This is a genomic window from Pseudarthrobacter sp. CC12 (assembly GCF_039907755.1).
In the GTDB taxonomy this organism is placed as follows: Bacteria; Actinomycetota; Actinomycetes; order Actinomycetales; family Micrococcaceae; genus Arthrobacter; species Arthrobacter niigatensis.
Window position 1 is genome coordinate 49937 of record NZ_JARDJH010000005.1, and the last position, 19843, is coordinate 69779.

14 protein-coding genes are annotated in these 19843 nt (G+C 65.3%); 9 read left to right on the forward strand and 5 right to left on the reverse strand.

Annotation, left to right across the window (positions count from 1 at the left end; genetic code table 11):
- Positions 1-522: 522 nt before the first annotated feature.
- From trxA to PV772_RS05850, 5 genes are all read right to left on the reverse strand, one after another.
- Positions 523-849 (reverse strand): thioredoxin, encoded by a 327-nt coding sequence (trxA, locus tag PV772_RS05830; RefSeq protein ID WP_141158811.1) that lies wholly within the window; start codon positions 847-849, stop codon positions 523-525.
- A 36-nt stretch (positions 850-885) separates the two neighbouring features.
- Entirely contained in the window at positions 886-1842 is a 957-nt protein-coding gene (gene trxB, locus PV772_RS05835) for a thioredoxin-disulfide reductase (RefSeq protein ID WP_347885607.1), read from the reverse strand.
- Positions 1843-2000: 158 nt separating this feature from the next.
- Positions 2001-3656: a discoidin domain-containing protein gene (locus PV772_RS05840; protein ID WP_141182852.1), complete on the reverse strand. Its 1656-nt coding sequence runs from the start codon at positions 3654-3656 to the stop codon at positions 2001-2003.
- Between the two features lie 166 nt (positions 3657-3822).
- Entirely contained in the window at positions 3823-5961 is a 2139-nt protein-coding gene (gene murJ, locus PV772_RS05845) for a murein biosynthesis integral membrane protein MurJ (protein WP_347885608.1), read from the reverse strand.
- A gap of 60 nt (positions 5962-6021) precedes the next feature.
- The gene (locus tag PV772_RS05850) at positions 6022-6522 is read right to left on the reverse strand and encodes an NUDIX hydrolase (RefSeq protein WP_141158815.1); all 501 of its coding nucleotides are present in this window, start codon (positions 6520-6522) and stop codon (positions 6022-6024) included.
- A 208-nt stretch (positions 6523-6730) separates the two neighbouring features.
- Between PV772_RS05850 and PV772_RS05855 the strand changes: the two genes are divergently transcribed.
- The 9 genes from PV772_RS05855 to PV772_RS05895 all read left to right on the forward strand — a co-directional run bounded on the left by PV772_RS05855 (position 6731) and on the right by PV772_RS05895 (position 19834).
- Positions 6731-8239 carry a CCA tRNA nucleotidyltransferase gene (locus PV772_RS05855; RefSeq protein WP_347885609.1) on the forward strand — a complete coding sequence of 503 codons (1509 nt, stop codon included), beginning with the start codon at positions 6731-6733 and terminating at the stop codon, positions 8237-8239.
- Positions 8236-8820 (forward strand): histidine phosphatase family protein, encoded by a 585-nt coding sequence (locus PV772_RS05860; RefSeq protein WP_141158817.1) that lies wholly within the window; start codon positions 8236-8238, stop codon positions 8818-8820. The genes PV772_RS05855 and PV772_RS05860 overlap by 4 nt, the downstream gene beginning before the upstream one ends.
- Positions 8821-9618: 798 nt before the next feature.
- A complete protein-coding gene (locus tag PV772_RS05865; protein ID WP_141182848.1) occupies positions 9619-11082 on the forward strand; it encodes a glycosyltransferase 87 family protein in 1464 nt (487 codons plus the stop codon).
- Positions 11075-12517 carry an NAD(P)/FAD-dependent oxidoreductase gene (locus PV772_RS05870; RefSeq protein ID WP_347885610.1) on the forward strand — a complete coding sequence of 481 codons (1443 nt, stop codon included), beginning with the start codon at positions 11075-11077 and terminating at the stop codon, positions 12515-12517. Before PV772_RS05865 ends, PV772_RS05870 begins: the two co-directional genes overlap by 8 nt.
- 65 nt (positions 12518-12582) lie before the next feature.
- Positions 12583-14571, forward strand: a complete 1989-nt coding sequence (locus PV772_RS05875; protein ID WP_347885611.1) for a penicillin-binding transpeptidase domain-containing protein — start codon at positions 12583-12585, stop codon at positions 14569-14571.
- Between the two features lie 25 nt (positions 14572-14596).
- Complete coding sequence (locus tag PV772_RS05880) at positions 14597-16279, forward strand: ATP-binding cassette domain-containing protein (protein ID WP_347885612.1); 1683 nt, start codon at positions 14597-14599, stop codon at positions 16277-16279.
- Between the two features lie 51 nt (positions 16280-16330).
- On the forward strand, positions 16331-17104 hold the full coding sequence (locus tag PV772_RS05885; RefSeq protein WP_141158822.1) for a DeoR/GlpR family DNA-binding transcription regulator: 774 nt from the start codon (positions 16331-16333) through the stop codon (positions 17102-17104).
- Entirely contained in the window at positions 17101-18315 is a 1215-nt protein-coding gene (locus tag PV772_RS05890) for an MFS transporter (RefSeq protein WP_347885613.1), read from the forward strand. The genes PV772_RS05885 and PV772_RS05890 overlap by 4 nt, the downstream gene beginning before the upstream one ends.
- 22 nt (positions 18316-18337) lie before the next feature.
- On the forward strand, positions 18338-19834 hold the full coding sequence (locus tag PV772_RS05895) for a phosphatase PAP2 family protein (protein ID WP_347885614.1): 1497 nt from the start codon (positions 18338-18340) through the stop codon (positions 19832-19834).
- Positions 19835-19843: the final 9 nt, after the last annotated feature.

Sequence of the window (19843 nt, forward strand, 5' to 3'; positions counted from 1 at the left end):
GATTCATAAGTCGGTTGCTGCTAATTGTCCGAGTCCGAGAGCCATTTTGCTTGACCTGATGTTTCACGTGAAACGCCACCACGTCTCAATGGGTTGGCTTAGGCGCAACATCGTCGTCTCGTTTCCAGGCGCAAGCGGACATGCTGCTGATGGTCCCCCGGTAACCGTAAACAGCATGCATCCTTCGATTTCCTGCCCGCGGTTCCGCGCCAGAACCCTGTGACCGGGCAGATCCGCTTCACGAGCCCATATTTTGCGCTGTGTGCCGCGACTCGATGGGCGGTGCTCGATCTGCGGAGCCTGGCAATTGCAACACCAGAGCCCGAGTCGAGTAGCGAGAAGAGCACGGGGTGGGCCCGCCCCTTGGACACCGTGACAGTGTTTCACGTGAAACACTGTCCCCGATGCCGGTGCCTGTGGTCCACTTCTAAAGGGCCGGATGCAGAAAGGTGGCCACCGCCAGCTGGCAGTGACCACCTTTCTAAGTCTTTCCTGCAACATCTACTGCAGGTACCTCACGTATCAGGAGAGGACGTCGGCGAATTCCTTCTCAAAGAACTGCTTCGGCTTGGCACCGATGACGGTACTCTTCACCTCACCGCCCTGGAAGAGGTAGACAGCCGGAATAGAGGTAATCCCGTACTGCGCGGCGATGGCAGGGTTGTCGTCGACGTTTACTTTGACAACGTCAACCTTTTCGCTGTACTCCCCCGCGATCTCGTCCAGGATAGGGCCGAGCTTGCGGCACGGACCACACCATTCGGCCCAGAAATCAACGATGACCGGCTTGTCGGCAGAGAGGACATCGGTGTCGAAACTTGCGTCAGTTACATCTTTTGCGTTGCTCATAACCTTCTCTTTCTTTTCAAACTACGGTGGCGCAAATTAGGCGGACAGGTCGGCAAGATAGTGCTCGACGTCGATAGCCGCAACACAGCCCGATCCTGAGGCGGTAATGGCCTGCCGGTAGGTGGGGTCGACAACATCGCCAGCAGCGAATACGCCCGGAAGACTGGTCCGGGAACTCCTCCCCTGTACTGCGATGGTCCCTTCCGGAGCCAGGTCCAGGACATCCTTGACGAGATCCGTCCGGGGATCGTTACCAATGGCTACGAAGACTCCGGTAACAGCGAGCTCGGACTGCGAACCGTCCAAAAGGTTCTTCAACCGGAGGCCGGTTACCTTATCCGTGCCGAGGACGTCATCAACGGTGCTGTTCCAGACGAAATTGATCTTTTCGTGGGCCAGGGCACGGTCTGCCATGATCTTCGACGCTTTCAGCGAGTCACGGCGGTGAACAACCGTAACTGATTTCGCAAACTTGGTGAGGAATAGCGCTTCTTCCATGGCCGAGTCGCCGCCACCGATGACGGCAATGTCCTGGTCCTTGAAGAAGAAACCGTCACAGGTTGCACACCAGCTAACACCGTGTCCTGAGAGCCGCTTTTCGTTGGGCAAGCCCAGTTCCCGGTAGGCGGAGCCGGTGGAGAGAATGACTGCCTTTGCTTTGAAGGTCTCCCCCGTTGCGATGGTGACCGTCTTGACGGGGCCGTCGAGTTCAAGGTCAGTAACGTCCTCGAACTGGATCTCCGTCCCGAACCGGGCGGCCTGCTTCTCGAAGTTCTCCATCAGGTCCGGTCCCATGATGCCCTCCGGGAACCCCGGGTAGTTTTCCACGTCCGTGGTATTCATCAGTTCGCCGCCGGCGGTTACCGATCCAGCCAGTAGCAGAGGCTTGAGGTTTGCCCTGGCGGTGTAGACGGCTGCTGTGTAGCCCGCTGGGCCCGAGCCCACAATGATGACGTCGCGAACGTCCGACGCCGACTTCTCTTCGATGGTCACTGGACCGTGAACCTCTTCCTTTTTCGACTCGCCTCCACTCGGAGGCCGGCCACATGGCACAACTGTGTCCGCTTGCTGAATATTCCAGCGCCCGAGCGACGTGGGCCATCCCGCAGCACAGAGGCAGCACCAGCCCGCTTGATGGTGGTGGTGGAGTGCTACTGGACCTTGATCTCGGCGAGCCGCAGACCGTAACCGTACCGGGTCTTCGGCGCTGCAAGCTTGGGGAGGGAATTGATGGAGATGATCACGTACTGCGCCTGGACGGGTTCCGAAAGGGGCATGTTCAAGTCAGTGGACGTGAAGCTGTTCGTCCCCACCGCCTTGGCTCCGTCCGTGGAGGGCCGGTCGTTGGTGTAAACGGTGATGTTGCCGCCCGATCCCCCCAGCTGGGAGAGCGTGATTGAGGAGATGGTTGCAGTGCCTTTCAGCTTCACCACGAGGGGGACGCCCTGGGGAGCCAGACCACCCCAGTTTTCGGTCGCAAATTCCATGTCGGACCAGTAGCTGGCGGCATTTCCGTCATAGGCCTTGACCAGGTCACCATCGAATGTGGCAGCGAAATCGAAATTCCCCTGCCGGCTGACGCTCTCGATAACCGGCGGGACGGCCGGCGGAGCCGACGGGGCTGCCTGGGTTGCCGTTGCCGAGTTTTGTGGAGCACTGCTGGTAACAGGGGCAGCCGTGGGTTTGGCCTGTGGTTCTGATGTGAAGAGGCTGCCAAGATTGGTAACCGCGAAGATCAGGCCCGCAATCAGGACAACAGCCAACAGCCCGCCAACCAACCAGCGCATTGAGCGGGGCTGATTGTCGGATTCGTCCCGGTCATCGTCATCGTCATCCCGGTCGGCAAACGACACACCAGCCGCAGCGGGCGCGGCCGCACGGGCAAAGAGGGCCGCCTTGCCCTTGACCGGACGCTGCTCCTCCACCGCGCCATCGGAGTCCTCGTAAGCGTCGTGGCCTCCGGACTGAGCGTAGTCATCATTGGACCACAAGGAGACCTTCGGCTTCTGGTCAGCAGCCGAAGACTGTTCCCCAGCAGGGCTGCCGGCCGGGGCAGCAGTATCGTTCGGGCCCGTGTCCGCCTCAGCTGAGACGGCACGCCCCGATTCGGTTGCGGCAGTGTGCGCCACAGGCTGGGCGGCAGTGGCATCCGGATCAATCCGCGAGGCACCCGACTTGGCGGCACCCGCACCGGCGGCGGCAGCACCGGCAGCGGCGGCACCTGCGGCAGCAGCCCCGGAACGGCCCTGGGAAGTGGGCTGCTGGGCAGCGGGCCTCACCGGCGGCCTGGGCGGAACGGCGGGAGCTGAACGTTCCGGGGCTGACCTCTCAGGAGCTGAACGGTAGTTATCAACCGGGTTGGGGTGTGAATCGGCGTAGCTGATGTAGCCGGCCTCGACGTGGTCTTCCTCGTCGTAAGGTTCAGGCTCGTGCGAGCGGGCCTGTCCGAAGATTTCACTGCCCAGGGTGTCTGTGAAGAACGGCTCGACGTAGGGCGGATTGGGCGCCACCACCAGGTCCAGGAGATCGGCCGCCGAAGTGTGGTTGGTGATGAGGTAGGTTGCGTCCTCGGTCACGCCAAGGTCCAGCACCTGCACCGTTCCGGGCCGTTCGCCCGTAGCCACCTCGCGGGCGCTCTGGGCAACCTGCTCAGTGTTCTCCGGTCCGGCAACCAGGATGCTGACCGGGCGGTTCAGGACCTGGTCCACACCATCCAGCACCAGATCGTGGTCGTGCGAGGCCAACACTGTGGCGGTGACCTTGTAGCGGCCGCCCAGTACTGATCCGACATCGATCGGGTTGGACACGTGTTCCTCCTAGACTGTCCGGGATTGCCGGCCTCAATGACGCAACCGCTTTCCAGGTGCCCGCGCGCACGGCCCGGCCTGAATGCAACTACCCCTGTATCTGTTCGATCCTAGCCGATCCGCACCGGACGGCCGCGGAGAAGACGGCCGCCACAGGCTGCGGAACTTACTTTTTGCGCTTGCGGCGGGTACTGAAAAATGGGTTCTCACCGGCCTTGCCCTGGTAGGTCCTGCGGCCCGGAAGCGGAATCTGCTCGCTGAGCAGGCCGCCGCGGGCGGTGCTCGGCTGGTCCTCGCCCGGCAGGTAGGAGCTGTCGGCAGCCTGCCGTGCCCCGCCGTCGTGCGTGTCCGGGCGTCCGCCCGCGCGCTGGGGGTCCGGGCCGGCGCGGAACGAGACGGCGTCGAACTCGCCGGAAATCCTTGGGATCAGGCCGGTGTCCACCGAGGTGGTGGCGCGCTCAGGCTGGTTCCCGCGGGCAGGGGATCCAGCGGAGGGAGAGGACGACGGCGAGTCCCCCGCTTCCGGCCCTTGGGCTTGGTTACCGCGGCCAAACCTTCCCAGCAGGGGCCGGAGCATGTCGCTGAGCTCGGACACACGGAACACACGGAGGAGCAGGAAGTAGACGGCCAGCATGACCGGCCCCACGATAATGAGCGTCACGAGTGCCTGGAGGCGGCCGCTCCAGGCGAAACCGTCGGGGTTGTAGCTGCCCATGAGCCACAGGGCGCCGGCACCGGCGATTGCCGAGCCCAGGGCCGCGTATCCCATCCTGATGTATGAATTGGCGATCCGGGCGCCGTCCAGGTGCCCCAGCATGCGGCGCAGGAACACCGCGCTGATGACCACCGAAAGGATGTTGCCCACCATGTACAGGATGGCGATGGCATAGATGATCTGGCCCACCGGCAGGAACTGGATGGCGAACGCACCCGCGACGTACACCACGGCGAGCAGCAGCTGAACGTAGAACGGGGTGCGGGCGTCCTCGTTGGCGTAGAACACGCGGGACATCATGAAGTTGGCGCTCATGAACGGGGTGCTGAGGGCCAGTATGGTCAGTGTCTGGGCCAGCATGACGCCGTCCTGGCGCAGGCCGCCCGAGAAGAACATGCCCAGCGGACCGGCCAGGGCGAACAGCGCCAGCGCACCAAAGACGGTGGCGACGGCCATGGTCCGCAGGCCGTGCGAGAGCGCATCCCGCAGTTCGGCCCGGTTGCCCTCCTGGGAGGCGCGGGTCATGCGGTTGAACAGCACGGTGGCCAGGGATAGCGCGATGATCGAGTGCGGCAGCAGGTACAGCTGGCTGGCCACTTCGAGGACGGCGTTGCCGGGCAGGGTGGACGCGGCCGGGTCCCCCGCCTCCTGCAGCCGGATGCGCTCCGCGCCGGGGATGGTGGCGATGCGCATGACATACAGGAAGGCCAGCTGCCCGACGGCGGCCGTCAGCAGCGTCCACACGCTCAGCTTTGCGGCGTGCCCAAGTCCTACGCCGCGCCAGCCGAACCTGGGCCGAAGTCCCAGCTTCAGCCGGAAGACGGGTACCAGCAGGATCGCCGTCTGCGACAGCACGCCAATAGTGGAGAACCCGGCCACCAACAGTGTCTGGGTGGCACCCCAGTTGTCCAGTGTGTGGGGGCTGAACTCGTTCGTGCCAAAGATCCAGATGAACATTCCCAGGCCGGCGATGGCCACCACGTTGTTCAGGATAGGTGCCCACATGGCAGGGCCGAACGCGCCGTTGGCGTTCAGGACCTGGGTGAGCAGGGCGTAGAGCCCATAGAAGAAGATCTGCGGCAGGCACCAGAACGCAAAGGTGACGGCGAGGGCCTTCTGCTGCGGGGAGTACCCCTGCGTGGTCAGCTCGATGACCCCCGGGGCCGCCAGGGTAACCAGCGCAGTCAGGCCGAAGAGAAGCAGGACAGCCAGCGTCAGCAGCCGGCTGATGTAGTCCGCTCCCCTGTCCGGAGCCTTGCTGGCCTTGATGATCTGCGGGACCAGCACGGCGTTGAACACGCCGCCGGCCACCAGGAGGAAGATCAGGTTGGGCAGGTTGTTGGCATTGATGAACGTGTCATTGACCGTTGAACCGAGGCCCAGGGCGGTACCCAGCATCCAGGTCTTGCCGAAGCCGAGGAAACGCGACACCAGCGTCCCGGCAGCCATGATGGCGCTGGAACGGGTCTCGCTGACGCCTGCCGCAGCAGGCTCCGCAAGGTCCGGAGCGGCGGGCTCAGGGGGGACGCCGTCGGGCGCGGCATCATCGGGCCGGCCTGACCGGTCGGAAGGAAAGTTGGTAGCTGACATCGACTTCATCGTCTCACCCGCGGGCGCATAACACCGCCACGACGACGGCGGCGTCCGGGCTTAAAGGTGCCCGGGAAGGACCTCGCGGGCGAGGTCGGCGATGCGGCGTTCATTGGGGAAGGACAGCTTCCGTGCCAGCTCCTGGATGGGCACCCAGGCCACGTCCACGGCTTCCTGGTCGGGATCGTTTTCGATGGTGAGCTCACCGCCCGTGGCACGCAGGAGGTAATGGTGCACGGTCTTATGGACCCGGTGGCCGCTGACGGTGAACCAGTAATCGATGCTGCCCAGAGGTGCCAGGATGTCTCCCTCGATGCCGGTTTCCTCGGCAATTTCCCGGACCGCGGCCTCTTCGTTGTTTTCCTTACCTTCCGGATGCCCCTTGGGCAGGCACCATTCAAGGCGTCCACCCCTGTTAAGGCGGGCGATGATGGCAACCCTCAGTTCGGCGTCGGACGTGTCCACCACCACGCCGCCGGCCGACACTTCCTCAACCGTTGGCAGCGATGCCGGTGCCGACTGCTGGGCAGGGGCAACGTGCGCACCTATTGCTGACGGCAACGGTGCGTTTGTCCTCCTGCCTGGAGCGCTCGGTACTGGATGGGCCATGGAGTCCACTCTAACGACTGTTGCCCTCCCGTGATGACCGGAACATGACAACAACATGGACGGGATATGACGCACTTTCCGCACGGGAACCCGAATCAGCGCGGATCGTGACGCTTTTTTGGACTGCCAAGGCGCTGGTTTCTGCCAAGCTTAAGGAACTATGGCGCACGCACATCACAAGATTGATTCCCACACTGTCGACTTCAAGGTACCGCCGGTGGTCCTGGAGCTCGGGCAGCGCTTCGTGGACGCCGGCCACGAGCTGTCCCTGGTGGGCGGTCCGGTGCGCGACCTCTTCCTTGGCCGGGTTTCCCCCGACCTCGACTTCACCACCGAGGCCACGCCGGACCAGACGGTGGCACTGATCAAGAAGTGGGCGGACAACTTCTGGGAGATCGGCCGGGCATTCGGCACCATCGGCATGCGCAAGGCCGGCTTCCAGATCGAAATCACCACCTACCGGGCCGAGGCCTATGATCCCGACTCCCGCAAGCCCGTGGTGGCTTTCGGTTCCTCCCTCACCGATGACCTGCTGCGCCGGGACTTCACCATCAACGCCATGGCGTTGAAACTGCCGTCCATGGAACTGGTGGACCCCTTCGGCGGGGTCCGCGACCTTCACGCTTCCATCCTGGCAACCCCCGGTGCACCGGAGGCGTCCTTCTCCGATGATCCGCTCCGGATGATGCGGGCGGCCAGGTTCGCCGCGCAACTGGGCGTCACAGTCCACGACGACGTCCGGGACGCCATGACGCGCATGGCCGACCGGATCAAGATCATTTCCGCGGAACGCGTGCGGGACGAACTGGTCAAGCTCGTTTGCGGGGCCCGGCCGCGGACCGGGATCGACATCCTTGTGGATACGGGACTGGCCGAACATGTGCTGCCCGAGGTTTCCGCCCTTCGCCTGGAATCCGACGAGCACCACCGGCACAAGGACGTCTACCAGCATTCCCTGCAGGTCCTGGAACAGGCAGCCGAACTTGAAACGAACGCGGACGGGCCTGTGCCCGCGCCGGACTTCGTACTGCGGTTCGCAGCCTTGATGCACGACGTCGGGAAGCCGGTTACGCGCCGCTTCGAACCGGGCGGCGCGGTGAGCTTCCGCCACCACGACATGGTGGGTGCCAAACTCACCAGCAAGCGGATGAAGGCGTTGCGGTTCGACAACGACACCACCAAGGCCGTGGCGCGGCTGGTGGAACTGCACATGCGCTTCTACGGCTACGGTGACGCCGGCTGGAGTGACTCCGCCGTCCGGCGCTACGTCACGGACGCCGGGCCGCTGCTGGAGCGGCTGCACCGGCTTACCCGCTCCGATGTCACCACCAGGAACCAGCGGAAGGCAGAACGCCTGGCCTTCGCCTATGACGACCTCGAGTCACGGATCGCAGCCCTGCGTGAACAGGAATCCCTGGATGCGGTGCGCCCGGATCTCGACGGTGCCCGGATCATGGAGCTGCTGGGGCTTAAACCGGGGCCTGTAGTGGGCCGGGCCTATAAGTTCCTCCTGAATGAACGGATGGAGCATGGACCGCTGCCCACGGAGGAAGCGGAGGCGCGCCTGCTCCGCTGGTGGGCTGAACAGCCTGAATCCGCACCTTCCGGACCCGGGGCAGAAGCCTCTCCAGCCGTCGTCGAACCTTCACCCGTTGAGGAGTCCAAGTGACCAATCCCGCCCTTGCCCCGCGCCCCCAGCTCTGGATCCTCCGCCACGGTGAGACCGAGTGGTCCAAAAGCGGTCAGTACACCGGCCTGACCGACCTCCCCCTGACCGTGGAGGGTGAACAGCAGGCCGTCGAGGCCCGCAAGGTACTGGACGGCGTCGATTTCGATCTGGTGCTCACCTCCCCGCTGCGGCGCGCACGGCGAACCGCCGAGCTGGCTGGATTCCCCGATGCCCGGCATGAGCCGCTGGCCGTGGAATGGAACTACGGCGATTACGAAGGCATCAGCTCCGACCTGATCCGCAAGGACAACCCCGATTACTTGATCTGGACCCACGGCGTACCCAACGGCGAGACCCTGGACGAGGTGGCCGCCAGGGCGGACAAAATCATCGGCCGGATCCTCGAATCAGGGATGGACAACGTGCTGATCGTGGCACACGGGCATTTCTCCCGGATCCTGACTGCCCGCTGGCTGGAATTGCCGCCCGCGGAGGGACGGCACTTTGTCCTGGGAACTGCCAAAGTATGCACCCTGGGCTGGGATAAGAAGACGCCCGCCATTGTCCGTTGGGGCCTCTGAATCGCCTTTAGTAAAAAACTAATCCGCATTTCCCGGGAATTGCTGGCCTTTCGCAGATTCCTGGGGTACCTTTATTCCTGACCCCGCGGCAATCTGCCGGGGCCAAGACCGCATTGCACACCAAGCAGCGGACAGCAGAAAAGGAGGTTGGGAAAATGATGACTTTGACTGGCGAATGGAATGCCCTCGTCAATGCGTTCCCGGCCTTTGCTGATTCTGCAAGCGTTGCCTCGGATACCCCGGATACCTGGCGTTCAGCCGCCGTCTAGGGCCTGCGGCGCCGCTAAACGGCACCAGTCTCCGGCCGGGACCCCGCACGGGCTTCCGCCCGGGACAGCCGTCCGGTAAAGGAACGCACTCCGCTGGCTCTTTGATAGCCACCGCATCACTCCTTCCTTTGTCGTCCGATGTCCCTGCCCGGGCCACCGACGCCGGCAATGGCCAGCTCCGGCGCAACTCCCGTAATTGTCCGAACTTTCAATTGCGCTGATTCCTGCAATTAGTCTGGATTTCTTCCATGGATTGCAGGTCCTTATTTCTGCCTTACTTTTGTGCGCCCTAAAAGGCGCTGATTTGTCATGCCTATTTCCGACTGCCCAAGAAAGGAGGTGGCTCCCCTTGATGCAAAGAATCATGAGACTCCTGTCCCGTCCCCTGCAGCGCCGCAGTTCCCTTAACAGCGACCTGCTGGAGCAGCATCGAAATGACGTATTCGTGCTGATGCACCAGCAGGTTGGCGGCCTGCGCTGACGGCGGGCCCCGGTCCCGTGGAAAGGGGCCGGCTGTAAGCTCGATCCCATGCACGAGACCCAGGCGCCGGAGGATGGTCGACGGCCCCGCATCGTGGTGCCCAGCCGAAGCGACACCCTCCTGCGGAATTTCACCGAGGTAATAGGCGGCCCGCTGGGGACCCGGACGGATCCCGGGGTCGTCACCCCTGGCATCTTTACCGTGGAGCGCGTGCTCATTGCCCTCACGGCGCTGGCAGCCCTGTTGGGGATCCTGCTCAAGGGTTATTGCAGGGCCAACGGGTGGGAGACTCCCACGCAGTTCTATGCCACCTGCTACTCGGACTTTCCGGAGCTGTTCCGGAACCGGGGCATGGCAGCGGGAGTCTTTCCCATCGTGGGCAGCGGCAGCTTGTTCGAATACCCCGTTCTCATCGGATTGATCGCGGGCTTGACGGCATGGTTGGTCCCGGGAGGGGACGCCAACGCCCAGGCATTGGCCTACTTCGACATCAACGCCGTGCTGCTGGCGGCGGCGGCCATGATTACCGTGCTGGTGACTGCGCGGATGCCCGGCCGCCGTCCCTGGGACGCTGCCATGGTGGCACTGGCGCCGGGCATCGTGCTGGCCGGGACCATCAACTGGGACCTTTGGGCTGCCTGCCTGCTTGCGCTGGGAATGTATCTCTTCGCCAGGCAGCGGCTGGTTCCCGCCGGCGTGCTGATCGGCCTGGCCACAGCCACCAAGCTGTATCCCGTGCTGGTGCTGGCGGCCATCCTGCTGCTGGCGGTTCGGACTGCCCGATGGCGGCCACTGCTGGTTACCGCCGGGAGCGCCGCCGCCGCATGGCTGGTGGTCAACCTCCCTTTCGCCCTCGCGAACTTTTCCGGCTGGACCTATTTTTTCCAGTACAGCGCCGACCGGGGCGCCGGATACAGTTCCCCCTGGTTTGCCTACAACCTGGTGGCGGACAGGCTGGGCTGGTCCAAGCTGGGTGCCGAAGGCGTCAGCCTCCTGTCGGGCGGACTCTTCGTGGTGGCCTGCCTCGGGATCGCTGCTGTTGCCCTCACCGCCCGTCGCCGCCCGCGCCTGGCGCAACTCGCATTCCTGATCGTGGCTGCCTTCATCCTGACCAGCAAGGTCTATTCCCCGCAGTACGTGGTGTGGCTCATCCCGCTGCTGGCGCTGGCCAGGCCGCGGTGGCGTGACTTCCTCGTGTGGCAGGGCGTCGAAGCCCTGCATTGGGCTGCCATCTGGATGTACCTTGGTCAGGTGACCAGCGCAGGTTCCTCCCAGCACAACCTGGACATGCCCTACTACGTCCTGGCTGTGGCCGCGCACATGGTCGCGGTGGGCTACCTCATGGCACGCGTCGTCTGGGATATCTACGATCCCATGTACGATCCCATCCGCCGGCACCACCTCGACGATCCCCACGGCGGTCCGTTTGCCAACGCACCGGACCGGTTCCGGCTAAATCCATTCGGCCCGGCCGCTCCGCTGCTTCCCTCGAAAGCAAAGTCCCATGCCTGATGTCGCGGTAGTCGGTTCCGGTCCCAACGGACTCTCCGCGGCAGCGGTCATGGCACGCGCCGGGTTGTCAGTGGAAGTCTTCGAGGCAGCCCCCAAAATCGGTGGTGGCACCCGGACCATAGAGCTCATGCGGCCGGGACACTTCCACGACGTCTGCTCTGCGGTGCATCCCATGGCCGTTGCTTCCCCTTTCTTCCGTGCCTTCGAGTTGCCCCGGCGGGTGGAGCTGGTTACCCCGGAGATTTCCTTCGGGTCACCGCTGGACGGGGGCCGCGCGGCGCTGGCCTACAAGTCGCTGGACAGGACGGCATCGGAGCTGGGCCAGGACGGCCCCGCATACCGGCGGCTCATGGAACCATTGGTCCGGCATATCGACGCTGTCATGGACTTCACGCAGAACCAGCTCCTCCGGATTCCCCGGAACCCCCTGGTGGCCGCCGTCTATGGGCTGCGGACAATGGAGCAGGGCACCGGACTGTGGAACGCCAGGTTCCGGGACGAACTTGCGCCGGCACTCCTCAGCGGTGTGGCCGCCCACGCCATTTCCCATTTGCCCTCCCTCGCAGCCTCCGGCGCCGGTCTCATGCTTGGCGCCCTGGGGCACGCCGGCGGGTGGCCCATCCCCCGCGGCGGTTCCGCATCAATTGCCGAAGCACTTGCCGACGACATCCGGGCACACGGCGGCGCCATTCACACCGACACGCCGATCGACAGGCTGGAACAGCTTCCGGCTGCCCGCGCCACCCTCCTGGACGTTGCCCCCGCGGGGCTGCTCGGAATGGCAGGACATTCCCTTCCCGCCCACTACCGCAGGGCGCTGGAGCGTTTCCGCTACGGCAACGGCTCCTGCAAGGTGGACTTCATCCTGTCCGGCCCCGTGCCGTGGCAGGCAGCCGGGCTCTCCGACGCCGGGACGGTTCATGTGGGCGGCACGCGGGCTGAGCTCGCGCGCTCGGAGAACGAGGTCAGTGCCGGACGCCACCCTGAACGGCCGTATGTGCTCGTGGCCCAGCCCTCCCGGTTCGATGCCGGCCGCGCACCGGAAGGCCGGCACATCCTGTGGACCTACTGCCATGTGCCGTCCGGCTCGACGAAGGACATGACCAGCCAGGTGGTGGCCCAATTGGAACGGTTCGCGCCGGGCTTCCGCGACCTCGTGGTGGAATCGCACGCCATCACCGCTGCGGAACTGGCCGGCTATAACCGCAACTACATTGGGGGCGACTTCAGCGCCGGCGTGATGGATGTCCGCGGACTTGTCCAGAAACCGGTGGTATCTCCCGTCCCGTGGCGGACACCGCTGCTCGGCGTCTACCTGTGCTCGTCATCGACGCCCCCTGGTCCCGGTGTCACGGGCATGCCCGGGCTGCACGCGGCAAAGTATGCCCTCAAGGACATCTTCAAGCTCCCGGTCCCGGATCTGGGCCTGTCCTAGGCCACTGCACGGCGGCAACCGCCGGCGTGGCGCGGCCCACGTCCGGTCCGGGGGATAATGGCGCGATGGGGAAATCAACGAAACTTTCGCTTGCCGTAGCTGCGCTCATTCTCAGTTCCACACTGGTCGCCTGCGATGACGGAACATCCGGAGCGGAAGCTGCCGCCCAACAACTGGCCGGTGCGGTCTCCGCGCTCGATGTAGGGTCTGTGGCTTTCGAGGGCAAAGACGCCGCAGCGGCAAACGACCAGCTGCACCAGGTCTTCGCGGCACTGGACCCGCAAAAGCCAGAGGTCCAGTCAGGCACCCTGACGCTGGACGGAGACAAGGCGTCGGCGCCCTTGAACTACACCTGGAAATTCGGCGATGCGGAGTGGAAGTACACCATCGCAGTGAACTTCAAGAAGTCCGGCGGCAAGTGGCTCACCGTCTGGGACCCGGCCATCCTGGCACCAGGCCTGGCGGACAGTGAGATTGTGACCAAGGGATCCCAGTCCCCCCAGCGTGCAGACATCCTTGGCGCCGGTGACGTCCCGCTGGTGACCTACCGCCCCGTGGTGAACGTGGGCATCGACAAACCGCAGCTCGGCACCGCGGACCCGGCCGATTCCGCCGGTAAGCTGGCGGCACTGGTGGGTGTGGACCCTGCCGCGTACGTACAGCAGGTCAAGGCGGCAGGGGCACAGGCCTTTGTTTCCGCGATCACGCTGCGTGAAGAAGGCCGCACCATCTCAGACGAGCAGATCGCGGCCATTCCCGGCGCCCGCGGGATCCCGGCGTCGATCCCCCTGGCCCCGAGCAGGACGTTTGCCCGCGCAGTGCTCGGATCCGTTGGGGAAGCCACCGCCGAACAGATTGAGGCCTCGAAAGGCGTCCTTACCGCGGGTGATGTCACCGGTATCGGCGGGCTCCAGCAACAGTATGACGAACAGCTCCGTGGCTCGGACGCGGTGGTCATCCGCGCGCAGCGGGCAGACCTGACCCGCGAACAGATCCAGTCGGCGGGTACGGACCCGCGGCGCGTCCTCTTCCAGGTGGCACCCAAGCCGGGGACGCCATTGAAGACCACGCTCGATCCGCGGCTGCAGTCTCTGGCCGAAACCACCCTGGATAAGGTGGGTCCGGCGTCGGCCATTGTGGCCCTGAGGCCCTCCAGCGGCGCCGTGCTGGCCGCCGCCTCGGGGCCCGGCAGCAACGGCTACAACACGGCCATGCTGGGGCAGTACGCCCCCGGATCCATCTTCAAGATGGTGGATTCCCTTGCAATGTTCCGCAACGGGATGACGCCGGACTCCACCGTCCAGTGCACGCCCACGCTCACGGTCGACGGACGGACCTTCAAGAACTCCGAAGGCTACCCGGAAACCTCGCTGGGTGCGGTCACCCTGCGCGACGCCTTCGCCCACTCCTGCAACACCGCCTTCATCTCGCAGCGCGATTCTGTCTCACAGGGCCAGCTTGAAGCAGCGGCCACATCCATGGGGGTGGCGGTTGAAGCACCCAAACTCGGCGCAGAAGCATTCCTGGGTTCCGTCCCAGGTGAAGCCCAGGGCACGGAGCACGCGGCTTCCATGATTGGCCAGGGCAAAGTGCTGCTGTCCCCGCTGGCCGCCGCGATCATGGCCGGCTCGGTCGCCAAGGGCGCCCCGGTCTCGGCGCAGCTGGTCCTGAACCCCGACGCCGGTGCTCCCGCCGCCGGAACAACGGCGGGTTCCACCGCTCCAGCAGCCGAAGCATCGGCGACGGCCACTGCGCAGGCGCCCTCCACGGCGTCGGACAAGCCCATCACCGCAGCGGAGGCGGCATCGCTGTCGGACATGATGCGCGCCGTGGTCACTTCCGGGCACGCGGGCTTCCTGTCCAGCGTCCCCGGCGCACCGGTAGGAGCCAAGACGGGAACCGCCGAATTCGGAACCGAGAACCCGCCCAAGACCCACGCCTGGATCGTGGCCGTCCACGGTGACCTGGCCGTGGCCGTGTTCGTGGAGGACGGCGGCCTGGGCGCCACCACCTCCGGGCCGTTGCTGAAGCAGTTCCTCACCGCCGCCGGCTAGGAAGCGGCGTGGGAGGATTGACGGCGTGGCCCATATTGACGTTTCCGGCATCGACTACTTCCTCTCCGACGGCACCCAGCTGCTGAACGGGGTGACCTTCAAGGTCCCGGACGGCACCAAGACCGCCCTGATCGGCCCCAACGGCACAGGTAAAACCACCCTGTTCCGGATCATCGCCGGGGATTTGGTCCCCGACGAGGGCGTCATCGGGCGCTCCGGCAACATGGGCATCATGCGCCAGTTCGTGGGCCAGGTCCGGGATGGTTCCACGGTCCGGGACCTGCTGGTCTCCGCTGCTCCCCCGGCCCTTGCGGCCGCCGCCCGAGAGGTGGACGAGGCCGAACTGGCCATGCTGGAGCACGACGACGAGCCCACCCAGATGCGGTACGCCCAAGCGATCGTGGACTGGGGCGATGCCGGGGGCTACGACGTCGAAACCGTCTGGGACGAGGTCTGCATGGCCGCGCTGGGACTCCCGTTCGACCGCGCGCAGCACCGCCCGGCGTCGACCCTTTCCGGCGGCGAGCAGAAGCGCCTGGTGCTGGAGGCACTTTTCGCAGGCCCGGACGACCTCCTGCTCCTGGACGAGCCGGACAACTACCTGGACGTCCCGGGCAAGCGCTGGCTCGAGGAAAAACTGAATGACTCAAAGAAGACCGTCTTCTTCATCAGCCACGACCGGGAACTGCTGAACAACGCGGCCGGCCGCATTGTCACCTTGGAGCCCGGAATCAACGGAGCGGCAGCATGGATCCATGGCGGCGGCTTTGGGTCCTACGTCGAGGCACGCGCAGACCGGAACGCGCGTTTCGAGGAGCTCCGCAAGCGCTGGGACGAGGAGCACATCAAGCTCAAGGAACTCGTCAACATGTACAAGAACAAGGCTGCCTTCCGCTCCGACATGGCGAACCGGTACCACGCGGCGCAGACCCGGCTGGCCAAGTTCCTGGAGGTTGGGCCGCCCGAGGCCCTGCCCATCGAGCAGAATGTCCAGATGCGGCTCAAGGGCGGCCGAACGGCCAAGCGGGCCATCGTGGCGGTGCGGCTGGAGCTCACGGGCCTGATGAAGCCGTTCTCCACCGAAGTGTGGTTTGGCGACCGGGTCGGTGTTCTCGGATCCAACGGCTCGGGCAAGTCGCACTTCCTCCGGCTGCTCGCCACCGGCGGCACCGACCCCGAACGCGAGCACCTCCCCGTTTCCGATGTGGAGATCGCCGAGGTACCCCACGAGGGAACCGTGAAGCTGGGTGCCCGGATCCGGCCAGGATTCTTCGCCCAGACCCACGTCCGGCCCGACCTGCTGGGCAAGACCCTCCTGGAGATCCTGCACCGCGGCGACGAACACCGTTCCGGGCTGGGTCGCGAGGCCGCCGCCGGCGCGCTGGACGGCTACGGCCTGGCGGGGCAGTCGGAACAGAAATATGAGTCCCTCTCCGGCGGTCAGCAGGCGCGGTTCCAAATCCTGCTGCTCCAGCTCAGCGGCGCCACGCTGCTCCTGCTGGACGAGCCCACGGACAACCTGGACCTGCATTCGGCCGAAGCGCTGGAACGGGCCATTGACCACTTTGAGGGGACCGTGCTGGCCGTGACCCACGACCGCTGGTTCGCGCGGACCTTCGACCGGTTCCTGGTCTTCGGTTCGGACGGCAAGGTCTATGAGTCCGCGGAGCCCGTTTGGGACGAACAGCGGGTGGAGCGCGCCCGCTGAGGGTTCGATCACATGAGTGATCAAATGATCAAGTATTGATAGCATTTGATCATGAAGACGGATGAGCGGCACCGCGTAATCGCCGAAGTCCTGCGGCAGCAGCCGGAGGTGAGCGTGGAGGAACTGATGCAGGCCTGCGGCGCCTCCGGAGCAACCATCCGCCGCGACCTCGAGGTTTTGGCCGGCCATGGTGTCCTTCGCAGGGTCCACGGCGGGGCCAGGAGCCTGATAGGGCAGGGGCAGAATCCCGGCTACGGACAGCGGGAGCTGGAGGAGCAGGACGGCAAGAGGCGCATTGCGGCAGCCGTCGCCGGCCTCCTGGCGGAGAACGAGCACGTCTGGCTGGACAGCGGAAGCACCGCCACCGCAGTGGCCCGGGCCGTGGCGGGCAGGGAACTGACGCTGATGCCCATGTCCCTGCAGGCCTTGAACGCGGCAGCTGAGGGAGACGGCGCAGGGGGCTCACGCCCCGCGCTGCTCTTGCCTGGAGGAAGCGTGGTGCCCGGTGAACTCTGCTTCCGCGGACCACTGGCCGAGTCCACCATCAGGTCCCTGCGTTTCGACACCGCGGTGCTGACGCCGTGTTCCGTGGACTTCAAAGACGGACTCCTGGCCCACGACCTTGAAGATGCGGCCGTCAAGGCAGCCGGCCTGCAATCCGCAGCCCGGGTGGTGGTAGCCGCCTCGGCCGCGAAGTGGCAGGCCCACGCCAGGGTTCTCGTGGCGGGACTGGACCGGGTGGACGTCATCGTCACGGACCGGAAATTCAGTGCACAGGACAAAGCCGAACTTGAGAAATACCCAGTGGAAGTAGTGAGTGTATGAGCACCAATACCGGAACGGACCAGCAGGCAGGACTAAAGGCCGCCGCTGCGGCAACCTTCGTGGTTTTCGGCATCAACGGGCTTGTCTTTGCAAGTTGGGCCGCCCGCATCCCCGCCGTCACCCAGACGCTGCACATCACTTCCGGCCAAATGGGCACCCTGCTGCTGTGCACGGCCGTTGGCTCCCTGCTCGCGCTGCCAACCGCCGGACTCGTGGTGGGCCGGCTCGGAACGGCCAATACCGTGCGCTATGCCGGGCTGCTGGCCGCGGCCGCCGGCGTGGGCATCGCCATGTCACTCCTGACAACGTCCATTCCCGGAACGGCCGTGGCACTTTTCTTCTTCGGCATTGGAATTGGCCTCTGGGACGTGGCGCAAAACATCGAAGGGGCTGACGTGGAGCACAAGCTCCGGCGGACCGTCATGCCCCAGTTCCACGCAGCCTTCAGCGGAGGCGCCTTCGTAGGGGCCCTGGTGGGGGCGGGGCTGTCAACCCTCGGCGTGGACCTGCCATTGCACCTTATGGTGATCGCAGCCGTCGTGGTGCTGGTGGCGCTGACGGTGCCGCGCTACTTCCTCCCCCACGTCTCGACTGCCCCTGTGGACGGGGAGCCGAAACGAACCAAGGGACCGTCCGCCTGGCGGGACAGCAGGACCTTGCTCATTGGTGTGGTGGTCCTCGGCGCCACGCTTACCGAAGGCGCAGGCAACGACTGGATCGCCAAGGCCTCGGTGGACGGGCTTGCCACCTCCGAATCCACCGGCGCCCTCATGTTCGCGTTGTTCGTCCTGGCCATGACGGCCATGCGGTTCCTGGGCGGGAGGGTCATCGACAAGTACGGCCGGGTGGCCGTCCTGCGGGCCAGCATGGCCGCGGCCGCCGCCGGACTGGGTCTCTTCGTGATGGCATCAAACATTTGGCTGGCAGGTATTGGAGCTGCCCTGTGGGGCGTGGGCGCCGCCCTGGCCTTTCCCATGGGTATGTCCGCAGCTTCGGATGACCCCAACCATTCTGCGGCCCGCGTGTCTGTTGTATCCACTTTGGGGTATATATCTTTCCTGGCCGGCCCGCCGTTGCTGGGATACCTGGGTGACCTCACCGGAATCCACACCGCGCTGCTGGCCATCATGGCGCCCATCCTGGTGGCACTGCTCCTCGCCGGAGCGGCGAAACCCCTGCGCGTTGAACCGGGGCCAGCCCCGGAGGAGTAGCCCGTGGGGTTAGGGTGATCCCATGCAAAGCAGCAAGCCCCCGGGCCGGAGCTGGGTCAGCCGCCTCGATAGATACCTCGTAGGGCATGTTTCGGGCCTGCCCGGAGGCAACCACGACGCCTTCTTCCGCCGCCTCTCCGCCTCCGCCAACCAGGGGAAACTCTGGATGGGGACGGCAGCGGCCCTGGCCCTCTTCCCGGGGAAGACCAGGAGGGCGGCGGTGCACGGGCTGATCGCACAGGGAGTGGCGTCGGCAGTGACCAACGTGGTGTTCAAGACACTGCTCCCCCGCACCCGGCCGCTCCCCGAGCACCTGCCGGTCTTCCGCTTCGTGCATCCGCAGCCCACGAGCTCCTCCATGCCGTCCGGGCACTCCGCATCAGCCGTAGCGTTTGCCGTGGGAGCCGGCCTGGTCCGTCCGGCGCTGGGAATCGCGCTGGCTCCGGCCGCCCTGGGGGTGGCCTATTCGAGGGTCCACACCGGCGCGCACTGGCCCTCCGATGTAATCTTCGGGTCGGTCCTGGGTGCAGGAGCTGCCCTGGTGACGCGCCACTGGTGGCCCGTCCGTCCGCCCATCCCCCCGACCACGCGGGCGGTAACCAGCGCACCGGCACTGCCGGGCGGTGAGGGCCTCAGTATCGTTGTGAACACCCTGGGCGGCTCTTTCAAGGAGGAAACCGCGGCAGCGCTCCAAGAAGTATTCCCAAAGGCGCATACGAATGTCGTGCAGCCGGATGAAGACCTGGTCCAGCGCATCAATGCCACTGCAGACCATCCCGGCACCCTGGCCCTCGGTGTCTGGGGCGGAGACGGGACCGTCGGCGCCGCAGCCGCTGTCGCCGTCGAACGCTCCATACCCCTGCTGGTCCTGCCGGGCGGGACGCTCAACCACTTTGCCCGCGACGCCGGGACCGGCAGCCTCAAGGAGGCGGTCGCGGCCGCGGAAAAGGGCGACGCGGCGCTGGCCGACGTTGGTGTGGTCACCGTGGAACGCGGACTTGCCGGCAATCCCGAAGTCTCCCGGCTGATTATGCTGAACACCTCCAGCGTGGGCCTTTATCCGAATCTTGTGCGGCGGCGGGAACACCTGCAGCCGGCGCTGGGCAAGCCGCTGGCCGGTGTTGTGGCCATGTTCCGCACCTTCGCCGCAGGCACCCCCACAACGTTGAGCGTGGACGGCGTCCGCCACAAGGTGTGGATCGCCTACCTGGGCCGCGGCCGGTATTATCCACGGGACCACGCACCCCTGATCAGGCCGGTGATGGACGACGGGGTCCTCGACGTCCGGCTGATCACCGCCGACGAATCCTTTGCCCGGCTCCGGCTTCTGTGGTCCGTGCTGACGGGGACGGTGGCAAGCTCAAGGATCACCCACCTGCGGGAAGCCACCGAGGTGAGGATCGACGCCGGCGGCGCGCCCATGGCACTGGCAGTGGACGGAGAAGCGCTGGCCGGTGTCCGGAAGGTGGCCTACGAAGTACGGCCCAAGGCCTTGGCGTACTACTCACCACGCCCCTGACATGGGCCA

Bases quoted from the DNA above. Each gene is read 5' to 3' on its own strand.
- PV772_RS05870 (WP_347885610.1), top strand. From the start codon at position 11,075: ATGCCTGATGTCGCGGTAGTCGGTTCCGGTCCCAACGGACTCTCCGCG.
- PV772_RS05855 (WP_347885609.1), top strand. From the start codon at position 6,731: ATGGCGCACGCACATCACAAGATTGATTCCCACACTGTCGACTTCAAG.
- murJ (WP_347885608.1), bottom strand. From the start codon at position 5,961: ATGTCAGCTACCAACTTTCCTTCCGACCGGTCAGGCCGGCCCGATGAT.
- trxA (WP_141158811.1), bottom strand. From the start codon at position 849: ATGAGCAACGCAAAAGATGTAACTGACGCAAGTTTCGACACCGATGTC.
- PV772_RS05895 (WP_347885614.1), top strand. From the start codon at position 18,338: ATGCAAAGCAGCAAGCCCCCGGGCCGGAGCTGGGTCAGCCGCCTCGAT.
- PV772_RS05875 (WP_347885611.1), top strand. From the start codon at position 12,583: ATGGGGAAATCAACGAAACTTTCGCTTGCCGTAGCTGCGCTCATTCTC.
- PV772_RS05885 (WP_141158822.1), top strand. From the start codon at position 16,331: ATGAAGACGGATGAGCGGCACCGCGTAATCGCCGAAGTCCTGCGGCAG.
- PV772_RS05890 (WP_347885613.1), top strand. From the start codon at position 17,101: ATGAGCACCAATACCGGAACGGACCAGCAGGCAGGACTAAAGGCCGCC.
- PV772_RS05865 (WP_141182848.1), top strand. From the start codon at position 9,619: ATGCACGAGACCCAGGCGCCGGAGGATGGTCGACGGCCCCGCATCGTG.